This window comes from Lentzea fradiae (assembly GCF_900100955.1).
GTDB lineage: Bacteria > Actinomycetota > Actinomycetes > Mycobacteriales > Pseudonocardiaceae > Lentzea > Lentzea fradiae.
On record NZ_FNCC01000015.1, the window covers coordinates 141,083 to 153,948 of the forward strand.

Genomic DNA, 12,866 nt, shown 5'->3' on the forward strand with positions numbered 1-12,866 from the left:
GCCCGGCAGGATGGTGTCCGTGGGCATCACCGTCATCGGCATCACGCATCCAGGGCACGCCGGGGAGCTTCCCGGCGGCACGAACGTGCTGGTGCTGGCCGACGACGGGACGTACGCCGAGCAGTTCCTGGAGACCGACTTCCGCGCGCACCAGCTCCTCGTGCGTGCGCACGGACGCGGGTCGGCGTTCTTCGGGGTGGCGGACCTCGCCCGCGAATGGGGTGCGGACCGGGTCCTCTTCGGCGACCTCCGCGAGGGCGCGCCGGACGTCGCCACCGGGGAGGGCCCGGTGCTCGTTCTCGCCTCCCCCGGCCTCATCGCGTTCAACGCGTCCTTCGGCGAGCACCTGGCGCAGTGGCCCAGGCCCGCGAGCGCGTACGGTGACGGCCTCGTCACCTGGCTCGTGCGCAGCTCCGCCGCCGCCGGGCTGCCCGTGGTGCGCGGCCTCGCCGACCGGACTCCATTGAGGACTGATGGACCCGGCTCGCTGCGGAAGTTGACGGCGTAGTCCACAAAAGTCCGAAGACGCTGTCACAGCACTGAAATACCGTTCTCCTCCTGCGCACCGCGCGGCTGAGAGTTCTCTGAGGGCTGTCAGGCATGGCAGGCACACCGGGGTTAATCTCAGGGTTCATCTCAGTGGAGAACCTGACCCTTCGGTGTGCCCGTGTACCCGAAGATGGTGCGCACGAGACCCACAGGAGGGGAACAGACAGTGAGCGCGTCCGATGGAGTCGCGGCCAGAGCCGTCGACGTGTGGAAGACCTACGGTTCCGGCGATGCCGCCGTGACCGCACTCGCGGGGGTGAGCGTCGACCTGGAGAAGTCCAGGTTCACGGCGATCATGGGCCCGTCGGGGTCCGGCAAGTCGACGCTGATGCACTGCCTGGCGGGACTGGACGACGTCACGCGCGGCGAGGTGTGGGTGGGGGACACCAAGGTCACCGGTCTGAAGGACCGCGGCCTCACCGACCTGCGGCGGGACAAGGTGGGCTTCATCTTCCAGCAGTTCAACCTGCTGCCGACGCTGACGGCGGAGGAGAACATCACGCTGCCGCTGTCGATCGGCGGCAAGAAGGTCGACCGCGAGTGGTTCGACGTCGTCATCGAGACGGTGGGCCTGCGTGATCGCCTGTCGCACCGGCCGACGCAGCTCTCCGGTGGCCAGCAGCAGCGCGTCGCGTGCGCCCGTGCCCTCGTGTCCCGGCCGGAGGTCGTGTTCGCCGACGAGCCGACCGGCAACCTCGACTCGCAGTCCGGCGCCGAGGTCCTGGCGTTCCTGCGCAAGTCCGCGCACGAGTTCGGGCAGACGATCGTCATGGTCACGCACGACCCGAACGCCGCCTCGTACGCCGACCGCGTCATCTTCCTCAAGGACGGCCACATCGTCCGCGAGCTGCTGTCGCCGACGGCCGACGAGGTCCTCGACACGATGAAGCACCTCGACGCCCCCGACTTCGAGCACAGCGCGGTGCCCGGTGCTTAAGGCGACGATCAAGAGCTTGCTCTCGCGCAAGCTCAGACTTGTGCTGTCCGCGCTCGCGGTGGTGCTGGGCGTCATGTTCGTGTCCGGTTCGTTCGTCCTGACCGACACGTTGCAGCGGTCGTTCACCGACCTGTTCTCCTCCGCCTACGCCGACGTGGACGTGTCGGTGTCGCCGAAGCAGGAGAAGGGCAAGCAGCCGGAACCGCTGACGGCGCAGGCGGTCGAGGACGTGAAGTCGGTGCCCGGTGTGGCGTCGGCGGTCGGCAACGTCCAGGGGTCCGCGCGGGCGATCGGCAAGAACGGCAAGGTCATCACCACCTCCGGCGCTCCGCGGTTCGGCGCGAACTGGACCGGCAACGGCCAGGAGAAGATCCGCGACGGCAGGGCACCGCAGGCCGACGACGAGGTCATCCTCGGCGCCTACCTGGCGACGACCGGTGGCTTCAAGGTCGGCGACGAGGTCTCGGTGCTCACGCTGGAGCCCAAGAAGACCTTCAAGGTGACCGGCGTCTACGACTACGCGGGCGGCAGGGAGTCGCTCGGCGGTGAGCTGTCGATGGCGTTCACCGAACCGGTCGCCCAGCAGCTGCTGCTCGGGCAGAAGGACGCGTACTCGTCCATCACCGCGACGGCCGCGCAGGGCACCTCCGACGAGGCACTGCGCGACGCGGTCGCGGCGAAGCTCGGGTCCGCCTACGACGTGAAGACCGGCGAGACCCTCGCCAAGGAGCAGGCCGACCAGATCAACGAGGGCCTGAAGTTCTTCAACTACGTGCTGCTCGGCTTCGCGGGCATCGCGTTGTTCGTCGGCGTCTTCATCATCCTCAACACGTTCTCGATCATCGTGGCCCAGCGCACCCGCGAGCTCGCGCTGCTGCGGTCGATGGGCGCCTCGCGCGGCCAGGTCATCTCCTCCGTGGTGCTGGAGGCCCTGGTGATCGGCCTGATCGCGTCGGTCGTCGGTCTCGGTGCCGGTGTCGGCGTCGGCGCACTGCTGGCGACGATCTTCAGCTCGTTCGGCGGGACGAACCTGGAGCTCGCGGGCATCGGCGTGCCGATGACGGCGGTGATCTCGTCGTTCGCGGTCGGGATGATCGTGACCGTGGTCGCCGCCGTCATGCCCGCGCTGCGGGCGTCGCGGATCGCGCCGGTCGCCGCCATGCGCGAGGCCGCCACCCCCGACCGTCCGCTGACGAAGATCACCGTCACCGGCGCGCTGGTGCTGGCCGCCGGTGGCACGGCGCTCGGTCTCGGGTTCGCGCAGGCGTCGCTGCCGCTGATCTTCGGCGGCATCCTGGTGGCGCTCGTGGGCGTCGCGCTGCTGACCCCGGTGCTCGCGAAGCCGATGGTGTCGCTGATCGGCCGCCTGCTGTCGTGGTCGATGCCCGGTCTGCTCGGCCGCCGCAACTCCTCGCGCAACCCGCGCAGGACCGCGATCACCGCGGCCGCGCTGATGGTCGGCATCTCGCTGATCACCGGCGTGAGCGTGGTGCTGACGTCGGCGACCAAGTCGATCGAGAAGCTCGCCTCCGGTCAGCTGCGGACCGACCTGATCATCTCCGGCGAGGGCCAGTTCGACGGCCAGCCGGCGACGTTCCAGCGGGAGGTGCTGACGCAGGTCGAGAAGACCGACGGCGTGAGCGCGGCGTTCGGCTGGGCCTCCGACGGCGTGCTGCAGGGCGACGACCGGATGTTCGCGGCGGCCGTCACCGACGTGCCGGCGATGAAGTCGATGTTCGCGTTGCAGCCCAAGGACGGCGAGATCGCACCGCTGCGCGACGACCAGATCGCGCTCCCGGAGGACCTCGCCACCGAGAAGGGCTGGTCGGTCGGCAGCACGGTCACGCTGCAGCTCGCCAAGGGTGAGCCCCGCACGTTCACCGTCGCGTTCGTCTGGCTGAAGTCGCAGGTGCTGCAGGGCGCGCTGGTGCTGCCGGAGTCCGCGGCGAGCAGCTTCCGCTCGAACCAGATCGGCCAGGCGTTCGTCCAGGTCGACCAGGGCGTGGCCGCGGCGGACGTGCAGAAGCGGGTCGAACCGCTGTTCGCCGACAACCCGGAGATCACCGTCCAGGACCGCAGCGCGTTCGTGAAGCAGACGACCTCGCAGTTCGACACGGTCCTGCTGATGATCCAGATCCTGCTGGCGCTCGCGATCCTGATCGCGGTGCTCGGCGTCATCAACACGCTGGCGCTGTCGGTGATCGAGCGGACCCGCGAGCTGGGCCTGCTGCGCGCCATCGGCATGCGGCGGGCGCAGGTGATGCGGATGATCACCGTCGAGTCGGTGGTGATCTCGGTGTTCGGCGCGGTGCTCGGCCTGCTGGTCGGTCTCGCGCTGGGCGTCGCGACCGTGCAGGCGCTGAAGGACCAGGGCATCTCGGAGATCGGGTTCCCGTGGGCCACCATGGTCCAGTACCTGGTGGTCGCCGCGGTCGTCGGCGTGGTGGCGGCGATCCTGCCCGCCATCCGCGCCGCGCGGCTGAACGTGCTGGACGCGATCGCCTACGAGTGATTTCGGTCCGTGAGAAGGGGCTGTGCCGGTCGCGGCACAGCCCCTTCGTCGTGTCAGGAGTGCGGGCAGGTGTCGCGGTAGACCGAGATGACCGTGTTCGGCACCGGGGGCGGGCAGAGGAACTGGTCGTAGCGCAGGTCGTCGTCGACGAACCGCTTGAGCCACGACAGCGAGTACTTGCGCACCGTCACGTTGTCGCGGCGCGGGTCCGAGTGGTCACCGCCGCGCAGCTCCAGGAACGCCTTGTCGGGAGCCGCCGTGATCGAGTTGTAGAACGGCGTGGAGTGCTGCGAGTTCGGGGCCGTGGGGTCGTTCTGGCCGCCGAGCACCAGCGTCGGCACCTGGACCGCCGACCAGTTCCGCGTGAGGTGCCAGGGAGCCATCGGGATCGACGCCTGCAGGGCCGGGCGGCTCGCGGAGGCGCGCAACGCTCCCCCACCGCCCATCGAGTGCCCCATCACGGCGAGGCGCGAGGCGTCGGCACGGGGGTTGGTGCGGACCACGTAGTCGAGGGCGGCGAGCAGCTGACGGCCTCGGCTGTCCGGGTCGTCGAGGAGCGTCAGGGTGTTGATGGTGATCACGACGAACCCGAAGGACGCCAGCCGTGGACCGAAGTGCGCGACGGAGCTCTGGTCGGAGGTGAAACCGGGGGCGACGGCGACCGCGCCGAAGGTGAGGTCGCTGGTGGGCGTGTAGACGGTGCCGCCGCCGAAGTTCGACTGGCGGGCGACGGCCGCGGAGGTGACGGCGAAGGTGCCGCGGGCTTCCTCGACGGACGTGGCCGTGGGTGCCGGGCCGCGTTCGTAGGGGTTGGCCGCCGCGGTGGCGACGGCGGGGGTGGTGGCCGGGATCAGCGCCAGGATGAGCGCCGCAAGCACTGCTTTGATGCGCACGACGAGGACACCTCGATTGGTTGCAGGGGAACCAAATGCGACGGTGCCGCCCACGCTACCGCCCGGTAGGCACGGGCGGTTCGGCCACTCGGCTGGTTACCGCGACGTTTCGCGGCGGTGCCGTGCCACGGCACCGGTTACCGAGTGCAGCAGGTCGCGGGATTGTCGTCCGGTCAGTCACCACGGCGGCGGTATGCGGCGAATCAGATGGCCCACAAGGGTGATCACGTGCCCACTCGGAGACAGTTCCTCGTTCTGAGCTCGACGGCAGCTCTCACCAGTCTGCTGTCCGAGGCTCCCGCGTCCGCTGCTGCCGACCCCGCGCAGCCCTACGCGTCCTACTGGCACCCGGCCACGATCCTCGACTGGGATCCCTCGACCGACCGGGACGCGAAGTACAACCGCAGCACCGTGCCGCTCGCGCGACGGGTCGTCCCGGCCAGACCTGCCAACTCCCACGCCCGGCCCGGCGAGGCCCGCGTGCAGGCGCTCGTGGCGTACGCGCCGACGAGCTTCAACCCCGCACAGGGTTCGCTCGACATGCACTACTACGCCACGAACTACTGGCAGTACATCGACGAACTGGTGTTCTGGGGCGGCTCCGCCTCGGAGGGCCTGATCCTCGCACCCAACCCGACCGTCACCGACGCCGCGCACCGCAACGGCGTGCGGGTGATCGGCAACGTCTTCCTCCCGCCCACCGCGTACGGCGGCCAGATCCAGTGGGTCCGCGACTTCGTCCAGCGCGAGGGCGACAGGTTCCCGGTGGCCGACAAGATGATCCAGGTCGCCCGCCACCACGGCTTCGACGGCTGGTTCCTCAACCAGGAGACCGCCGGAGGCAACGCCCAGCTCGCGGCCGACATGCGCGACTTCATCGTGTACCTGCGCCGCAGCGGCCTGCGGGTCATCTGGTACGACGCGATGACCGACACCGGGAGCGTGAGCTGGCAGAACGCCCTGACGGCGCGCAACCAGGTGTTCTTCGAGAAGTCCGACGAGATGTTCCTCAACTTCTGGTGGAGCGCCCAGGGGCTCGCGAGCTCGGCGGCGCTCGCCCGGCAGATGGGGCGCAGCCCGTACGACCTGGCATCCGGTGTGGACGTCGAGTCCAACGGCTACAACACGAGCGTCGGCTGGGCCTCGGTGTTCCCCGAGGGCAAGCCGCACGTGACGTCGCTCGGCTTCTACCGTCCGGAGTGGACGTTCAAGTCGTCGACCGGTCCCGCGGACTTCTACGCGCGGGACAACAGGTTCTGGGTCGGCCAGAACGGCGACCCGGCGAACACCACGACGACGGCGAGCTGGAAGGGCATCGCCCACTACATCACCGAGCTGACGCCGATCACGTCGCTGCCGTTCGTCACGAACTTCAACACCGGCCACGGCCGCAAGTTCGCGGTCGGCGGCACCGTCCGGTCGACGCAGGCGTGGAACAACCTGTCGTTGCAGGACGTGCTGCCGACGTGGCGCTGGAGCGTCACCGGGACCGGCACGAAGGTCACGCCGTCGCTCGACTGGGACGACCCGTACGACGGCGGCACGGCGTTGAAGATCACCGGCACGCCGCAGTCCGCCAACGACGTCCGGCTGTTCGCGACCTCGCTGGCCGTCACCGCCGCGACCCAGTTCGAGGTCGTCCACCGCACCGGCACCGGGCCGTCACGGCTGCAGGCGGTGCTCCGGTTCGGCGACACCGAGGAGGTGCTCGACCTCGGCGGCGTCAGCGGGGCGTGGCGGCGCAGCGTGTTCCCGCTCGGCGGGCACGCCGGCTCGACGCTCACGGAGATCTCGCTGCGGGTGCTGCCAGGAGCGGCGGTCACCGCGCTGATCGGCCGGATCGGCGTCACGAACCCGGTCATGACCACCCCGGCGGCGCCGTCGGACGTGCGGGTCGAGCAGGTGAGCCGCACCGGCACCGGCACGGTGGCGGCCCGGCTGACCTGGACCCGCGCTCCCGGGACGGTCCGGCAGTACCGCGTCTACAAGGCTGGCGCCGAACGGGTGTTCCTCGGCGGCACGGCGAACGACGCGTACTTCGTCCCCGCCGTCCCGCTGGCGTCCGGCGAGACCGCGCGGATCGAGGTGGAGGCCGTCAGCGAGGCGTTCGACGTCTCGGCACCGGCCCGCGTCACGCTCGCCGAGGCGTGACCCGACGGCTGCGTTTCGGCCTCCCGCCGGGCCGGGACCAGTCGAGACGACCGGACAGCCGTTGTCAGGACCGCGCCTTTTCGGCGTTTGCGCATTGACGTCCGAACTCGCCCTGCGCCATGCTCGTCGTGCGTGAGAGCGCTCTCCCAATCCTGCTGCGGAGAGGAAGCTTCAATGAGGAAGCCCTTGTTCCACCTCGTGACCATCCTGGCGCTGGCCGCGGGGATGCTGAGCATTCCCGTTGCGGCGCAGGGACAACCGGTGCGCGTCGCCGAGTTCCTCGCCGAGTGCCCGATCAGCCACCGGCTCCCGGACGACCCGATCGTCCTGCCCAACCTGCCGGGCGCGTCCCACTCGCACGACTTCTTCGGAAACCACTCGACCGACGCCCGCTCGACCCAGCAGTCGCTGGAAGGCCAGCGGGGCAACTGCAACCCGAACGCGGACATCTCGTCCTACTGGGTGCCCACGCTCTACAAGGACAACAACCCGATCGCCCCCACCATCGTCACCTTCTACTACCTCGGTGAGGGCGTGAACAACCCGGCGGCGATCCAGCCGCTCCCCTACGGGCTCAAGATCGTGGCCGGCAACGCCAAGGCCACCGGCGACGCGGACAGCATCGCGCGGTGGTCGTGCCTGCACGCAGGGCAGGTCAACCCGTCCAAGAACTTCGTGCAGTGCCCGGCGGGCACGATGCTGGAGACCTACCTGGACTTCCCGCAGTGCTGGAACGGCCGTGACCTGGACTCGGCCGACCACAAGTCCCACATGGCCTACCCGGTCGCGAACGCGTGCCCGTCGAGCCACCCCGTCGCGGTGCCGAAGCTGCGCATGGTGCTGAGGTACCCCGTCAACGGTTCCACGTCCGGTCTCCGGCTGGCGTCGGGAAGCGGGCAGACGATGCACGGCGACTTCTTCAACGTGTGGCCGCGGTCCGAGATGGAACGCCGCGTCCGCAACTGCATCAACGTGGTGATCAAGTGCGACCACGCAGGCAACCAGGTGTGACGGCGCTCCTGCTGGTAGGTCTTCTCGCGGCCTGCCAGCAGGGTCCCCCTCCCCCGCCACCGCCCTCCCCCGCCACGACCTCGCAGACCGGGTACGGCCCGACCGAACGGGCGTTCGTCGAGCTCGCGATCTCCACCGGCGAGCAAGCCGTCAAGCTGGTCGGCCTCACCGGACGGGACGACCTCAAGCGCAACCGCGCCACCGAGCTCACCGAGCTGCGCAAGCTGCTCGACGCCCCGTACGCCGACAACCACGCCGGCCACGACATGCCGGGCATGCCGACCGACGCCGAGATCGCGCTGGCCGCGACGAGCGAGGAGGCGCGCGACCAGTTCGTCCGCGCGCACCTCACCGAGTCGCTCGAAGTGCTGCGCTCGGCGAAGCAGGCGATCACGCACCCGCCCACCGCCGCGGTGGTCGAGCTGATGGAACGCCATCGCACGGAGGAACTGGCCGCCGGGTGAAACTCAGGACGTGCGGACGTGGACCGGCATGTGCCGTGCCACCGCCCACGTGCCCAGCGACGCGATCACGAACGCCGCCACCGACAGCAGGTGCCAGCTGAAGTCGGCCACCGTCACGACGTCCGGCACGAACGGGATCTCACCCGAGCCCGGCACCCACATCGACGGCGCGAACACCAGCACGAACGCGACCGGCACCGAGAAGATCCCGGCCGGGCCGTACCGGTCGAACGAGGCCGCGCAGAACATGCCGGCCGTCGTCCACACCAGGAACATCAGGAAGTACTGCGGCAGCGTGCCGTGCGCGTCGGACCCCCAGTCCATCAGCGAGTAGATCCCGCCCTCGACGAGGAACCCGAGCCACGCGAGCACCGCCATCACCGCCGCCAGCACGACGACGAACCCGGACGACGCGACGAGGAACTCGCGCCGCGTCCTGCCGTGCGCGACGGCGATCGGCAGGACGTTGTGGATCACGTACACGCCGATGAAGAGCAGGAACCACCGCGCGATCTGCGTCGCGACGAGATTCCACGCGCTGATCTCGATGTCGCGGAACGCCGAGACGACGAACACGACGACGAGCGAGAACACGAACACGACGGCGGCGATCACCGCGCAGACCACGACCAGTGACGTGGTGAGGTGCCGGAAGATCTTCACGCCGCACCCCGCACCGGGTCGGTGAGGTGCACGAACAGGTCCTGCAACGCGACCGGCCCGAGCTCCAGGCCGAGCTGCCGCGCCCGGACGAGCCGCTCCTGCCCGACGGGCCCGTAGACCATCGCGGACTTGGTGCGCCCCAGCGACTTCTCGCTGAGCACAGTGAGCCCGGCGGTGAACTCGTCGACGTCCGGCGCGTGGCCGGTGACCTCGGTCCCGGACGAGCGCAGCACGTCCGCCTCCTCCTGCAGCACGAGCCGGCCCGCGTCGATGATCAGGACCTCCTCCAGCAGCGAGGCCAGCTCCTCGATGAGGTGCGTGGAGATCACGATCGTGCGCGGGTGCGCCATGAAGTCGGCCAGCAGGGCGTCGTAGAACGCGTACCGGGTCGGCGTGTCCATGCCGAGGTGCGACTCGTCCAGCATGGTCAGCGGCGCGCGGCTGGCGAGCCCGATCACGACCCCCAGCGCGGACCGCTGCCCCAGTGACAGCTCACCGGCCTTGGTCTTGAACGGGATCTTGAACAGGTCGAGCAGCTCCCGCGCGTACCCGTCGTCCCACGACTCGCGCCAGGCCGCGGCGTAGGCGAGGACGTGGGAGACCTTGTCACCCTTGTCCGCGGCGTCGGGGGTGTGCCGGACCAGGCAGATGTTCCGCGTCGCCGCGGCGTTCTCGAACACCGGCAGGCCGTCGACCGTCACCTCACCGGCCGGTTGACGATACCCGGCGAGCGCCGACATCAGACTGGTCTTGCCCGAGCCGTTGCGGCCCAGCAGACCGTGGATCTTGTTGCCCTCCAACGTGAAGCTCACGTCGTCAACGGCCGTGACGTCGCCGTAGCGCACCGTCAGCCCCCGCACCTCGACCCGCATCACACGCCCCTGTTCTCGTGCTGCTCGATGTGGCGGACGACGTCGGCGAGCGGGATGCCGATGGCCCGCGCCTGCGCGACCATCGGGTCCACGACCTCGCCGAAGAACGTCTCCCTCCCCTGCGCCCGCAACATGTCGCGAGCCTGCGCACTCACGAACATCCCGATCCCCCTCTTCTTGTAGAGCACCTGCTCGTCCACCAGCTGCTGGAACGCCTTCGCCGCCGTCGCCGGGTTGATCCGGTGGTGCGCGGCGTACTGGTTGGTCGACATGACCTGCTCGTCCGCCTTCAACGCCCCGCTCAGCACGTCCGCCTTGATCCGGTCGGCGATCTGGCGGTAGATCGGGCTCCGGTCGTCGAACACCGCGTCACTTCCTGGGTTCGTTACTCATGTAATGAACCATAGCACCGCGAGCGTACGATCGGGACGTGGTCGGGATCGCGATCGTGTGCGCGGTGCTCGCGGCGGGGTGCAGCGCACTCGGCGCGATGTGGCAGCACGCGGGCGTGCGGGAGGTGACGGACCTCAAGCTCACGTCGGCCCACCGCCTGGTGTCGTCCCGCCGCTGGGTCCACGGCTTCCTGGTGCTCGCCGCGTGCGCGGTCCTCCAGGTCATCGCACTGGCACTGGCCCCGGTGTCGGTCGTGGCGCCGCTGAACGCGCTGGCCATCCCGATCATCGCGGTGGCGAGGGCCCACCGCCTGACCGGCCTCCTCGCCGTCGCGGTGCTGGTGGCGACGGCGGGCATCGTGATGTTCGTGTCGATCACAGCCGGCGCGGCCGTACCCACCTCGGTGTCACCGAACGTGGCACTACAGGCAGGCCAGCTGGTCGCGGCAGGCGTGCTCGTGTGCGTGGTCGCGGCAACCTTCACGACGGGCGCGATCAGAGCCCTGGCGCTCTCGATAGGCGCAGGCATCGCCTACGGCCTGGTGGCGGTCCTGGTCAGGGACGTCACGACCTCGCTACCGACCGTCGAATGGATCTCCCTGGCGGGCCTGCTCACGGCGTTCCTGACCGGCGCCTGGTTCATCCAGCTCGGCTACGCCGCGGGCCCACCCGACCTGGTGGTGGCGGGCCAGACCGTCGTGAACCCGATCGTCGCCGCGTGGATCGGCATCACGCTGCTGGGCGAGGGCACGGGCATGAGCGCCTGGACCCGGGCGGGCCTGGTCACCAGCGCGGTGGCAGCGGTCTCCGGCACCGTCGTGCTCGCCTACTACCACCGCGTACGAGTGGAGGCGTGACCCGCGGCCACGCCCGGCCCACTCTCAGCCGCGGATGGAGGCGGGACGCAGATCCGTCCAGTTCGCCTCGACGTACGCCAGGCACGCCTCCCGGCTGTCCTCGCCGTAGACCTTGGTCCACCCGGCGGGCACCTCCGCGAACACCGGCCACAGCGAGTGCTGCTGCTCTTCGTTGACCAGCACGAAGAATCGGCCCTGCGGGTCCTCGAACGGGTTGGTCATGACACTCTCCTCGGGAACTACTTGACTGCCTGAAGCTTCGACAACGGCGTCACGGCAGGCCGCCGCAACACCGACTCGAGAATCTCGCCGACACGCACGGCCGTGTTCGACAACAACGACGAAGTGATGCCGTGCGTGTGCTCGGTACCACCCTGCAGATAAATCCCACCGGGCACGTCATCGCTGGTCGCAACGCGGTAGTCCCGCGTGACCCGCAACCGCCCGTACTCGTCCCGCAGACAGTGCTCCCCCACTTCCCCCAGCAACCGAACGGGGTCAGCGGGCCGGTACCCGGTCGCGTACACGATCACATCGGCCTCGACGGGCACCCGCCCACCATCGGCCAGCGACTCGACCGCACACCGCCCGTCAGCCCGCACGTCAACGAGCCGAGAAGTGTTGTGCAACAACAACCTCTGCTTCCCGGCGACCTTCTCCCGGTACACCCGCCGGTACAGCTCCTCGATGAGGTCCTGGTCCACCACCCCGTAGTTGGTGTTGGCGTGGTACCCCATCAACCGGCGTTTGACCTCCTCCGGCGCCGAGTAGAAGTCGTCCACGGCACCGGGGTCGAAGATCCGGTTGGCGAACGAGCTGTCATCAGCCGGGCTGTACCCGTACCGGGCGAACACCCCGTGCACCACCACCCCGGGATACCGCTCGTGGAAGAACGCCACAGCCTCGGCCGCACTCTGCCCGGCCCCCACCACGACGACGTGCCGAGGGTCCTTCACCGACTCCACCCGGTGCAGCAGGTCCTTGGTGTGCCAGATCCGCTCCCCGGTCTCGATCCCCTCCGGCAGGTTCGCCTCCAACCCGGTGGCCAGCACCAGGTTCCGAGCGAAGACCTCCCGCTCCCCAGCCGAGAACGCGAACCCATCACCCTCAACCCGGACGTCACCGACCGTGACCCCGTACGAGACATGACGAGCAACCCGCTCAGCAGCCCACTCGAAGTAGTCGTGAAACTCCCTGCGCAGCGGAAACAGGCTCTTGTGGTTGACGAAGTCGACCAGCCGCCCACGCTCCCGCAGGTAGCAGAGAAAGCTGTAGCTGCTCATGGGGTTGCGCAACGTGACGAGGTCCTTGAGGAACGAGACCTGCATCGTGGCGTCCTCGAGCAACATCCCCCGATGCCACCCGAACCGGGCCTGCTTCTCGAAGAACCGAGCGCGAACAGGAAGAGGATGCTCCTCCACAGCGATCGCGAGAGCGAGGTTGGACGGCCCGAAGCCGATCCCGGCCAGGTCTAACACCGGTTCCATCGCGTTCCTCTCCGAGCACTTCCAGTGGCGTAAAGGAACCCTAACTTAACTAAGGCATGCCTTAGCTACTACTTTCGG

13 protein-coding genes are annotated in these 12,866 nt (G+C 69.1%); 7 read left to right on the forward strand and 6 right to left on the reverse strand.

Annotated features, from left to right (window positions below):
• Positions 1 to 19: 19 nt before the first annotated feature.
• The 3 genes from BLT23_RS31560 to BLT23_RS31570 all read left to right on the forward strand — a co-directional run bounded on the left by BLT23_RS31560 (position 20) and on the right by BLT23_RS31570 (position 3,998).
• Positions 20 to 508 (forward strand): hypothetical protein, encoded by a 489-nt coding sequence (locus BLT23_RS31560; protein WP_143036109.1) that lies wholly within the window; start codon positions 20 to 22, stop codon positions 506 to 508.
• Between the two features lie 171 nt (positions 509 to 679).
• Positions 680 to 1,486 (forward strand): ABC transporter ATP-binding protein, encoded by an 807-nt coding sequence (locus BLT23_RS31565; RefSeq protein ID WP_090056140.1) that lies wholly within the window; start codon positions 680 to 682, stop codon positions 1,484 to 1,486.
• Between the two features lie 16 nt (positions 1,487 to 1,502).
• Positions 1,503 to 3,998 (forward strand): ABC transporter permease, encoded by a 2,496-nt coding sequence (locus tag BLT23_RS31570; RefSeq protein WP_245744387.1) that lies wholly within the window; start codon positions 1,503 to 1,505, stop codon positions 3,996 to 3,998.
• A gap of 53 nt (positions 3,999 to 4,051) precedes the next feature.
• Here the strand turns inward: BLT23_RS31570 and BLT23_RS31575 are convergent, their stop codons facing one another.
• Positions 4,052 to 4,891, reverse strand: coding sequence for a dienelactone hydrolase family protein (locus BLT23_RS31575; RefSeq protein WP_090055872.1), 840 nt, complete (start codon positions 4,889 to 4,891; stop codon positions 4,052 to 4,054).
• Between the two features lie 228 nt (positions 4,892 to 5,119).
• Between BLT23_RS31575 and BLT23_RS31580 the strand changes: the two genes are divergently transcribed.
• From BLT23_RS31580 to BLT23_RS31590, 3 genes are all read left to right on the forward strand, one after another.
• Positions 5,120 to 7,042, forward strand: coding sequence for an endo-beta-N-acetylglucosaminidase (locus tag BLT23_RS31580; RefSeq protein WP_176947002.1), 1,923 nt, complete (start codon positions 5,120 to 5,122; stop codon positions 7,040 to 7,042).
• A gap of 174 nt (positions 7,043 to 7,216) precedes the next feature.
• Positions 7,217 to 8,053, forward strand: coding sequence for a DUF1996 domain-containing protein (locus BLT23_RS31585; RefSeq protein ID WP_090055880.1), 837 nt, complete (start codon positions 7,217 to 7,219; stop codon positions 8,051 to 8,053).
• Entirely contained in the window at positions 8,050 to 8,517 is a 468-nt protein-coding gene (locus BLT23_RS31590; RefSeq protein ID WP_090055885.1) for a hypothetical protein, read from the forward strand. The genes BLT23_RS31585 and BLT23_RS31590 overlap by 4 nt, the downstream gene beginning before the upstream one ends.
• Positions 8,518 to 8,520: 3 nt before the next feature.
• On the opposite strand, the gene BLT23_RS31595 is transcribed toward BLT23_RS31590, so the two are convergent.
• Genes BLT23_RS31595 through BLT23_RS31605 form a run of 3 tightly spaced genes read right to left on the reverse strand, consistent with a single transcriptional unit; the run spans position 8,521 to position 10,417 of the window.
• Positions 8,521 to 9,180 (reverse strand): hypothetical protein, encoded by a 660-nt coding sequence (locus BLT23_RS31595; RefSeq protein WP_090055889.1) that lies wholly within the window; start codon positions 9,178 to 9,180, stop codon positions 8,521 to 8,523.
• Entirely contained in the window at positions 9,177 to 10,052 is an 876-nt protein-coding gene (locus tag BLT23_RS31600; protein WP_090056145.1) for an ATP-binding cassette domain-containing protein, read from the reverse strand. The genes BLT23_RS31595 and BLT23_RS31600 overlap by 4 nt, the downstream gene beginning before the upstream one ends.
• A complete protein-coding gene (locus BLT23_RS31605) occupies positions 10,052 to 10,417 on the reverse strand; it encodes a GntR family transcriptional regulator (protein ID WP_090055894.1) in 366 nt (121 codons plus the stop codon). The genes BLT23_RS31600 and BLT23_RS31605 overlap by 1 nt, the downstream gene beginning before the upstream one ends.
• A 65-nt stretch (positions 10,418 to 10,482) precedes the next feature.
• On the opposite strand from BLT23_RS31605, the gene BLT23_RS31610 reads away from it, so the two are divergent.
• The gene (locus BLT23_RS31610; RefSeq protein WP_090055898.1) at positions 10,483 to 11,301 is read left to right on the forward strand and encodes a DMT family protein; all 819 of its coding nucleotides are present in this window, start codon (positions 10,483 to 10,485) and stop codon (positions 11,299 to 11,301) included.
• Positions 11,302 to 11,325: 24 nt separating this feature from the next.
• On the opposite strand, the gene BLT23_RS31615 is transcribed toward BLT23_RS31610, so the two are convergent.
• Together BLT23_RS31615 and BLT23_RS31620 are read right to left on the reverse strand one after the other, a co-directional pair.
• Positions 11,326 to 11,523 carry an MbtH family protein gene (locus tag BLT23_RS31615; RefSeq protein WP_090055902.1) on the reverse strand — a complete coding sequence of 66 codons (198 nt, stop codon included), beginning with the start codon at positions 11,521 to 11,523 and terminating at the stop codon, positions 11,326 to 11,328.
• Positions 11,524 to 11,540: 17 nt separating this feature from the next.
• The gene (locus tag BLT23_RS31620) at positions 11,541 to 12,788 is read right to left on the reverse strand and encodes a lysine N(6)-hydroxylase/L-ornithine N(5)-oxygenase family protein (RefSeq protein ID WP_090055906.1); all 1,248 of its coding nucleotides are present in this window, start codon (positions 12,786 to 12,788) and stop codon (positions 11,541 to 11,543) included.
• Positions 12,789 to 12,866: the final 78 nt, after the last annotated feature.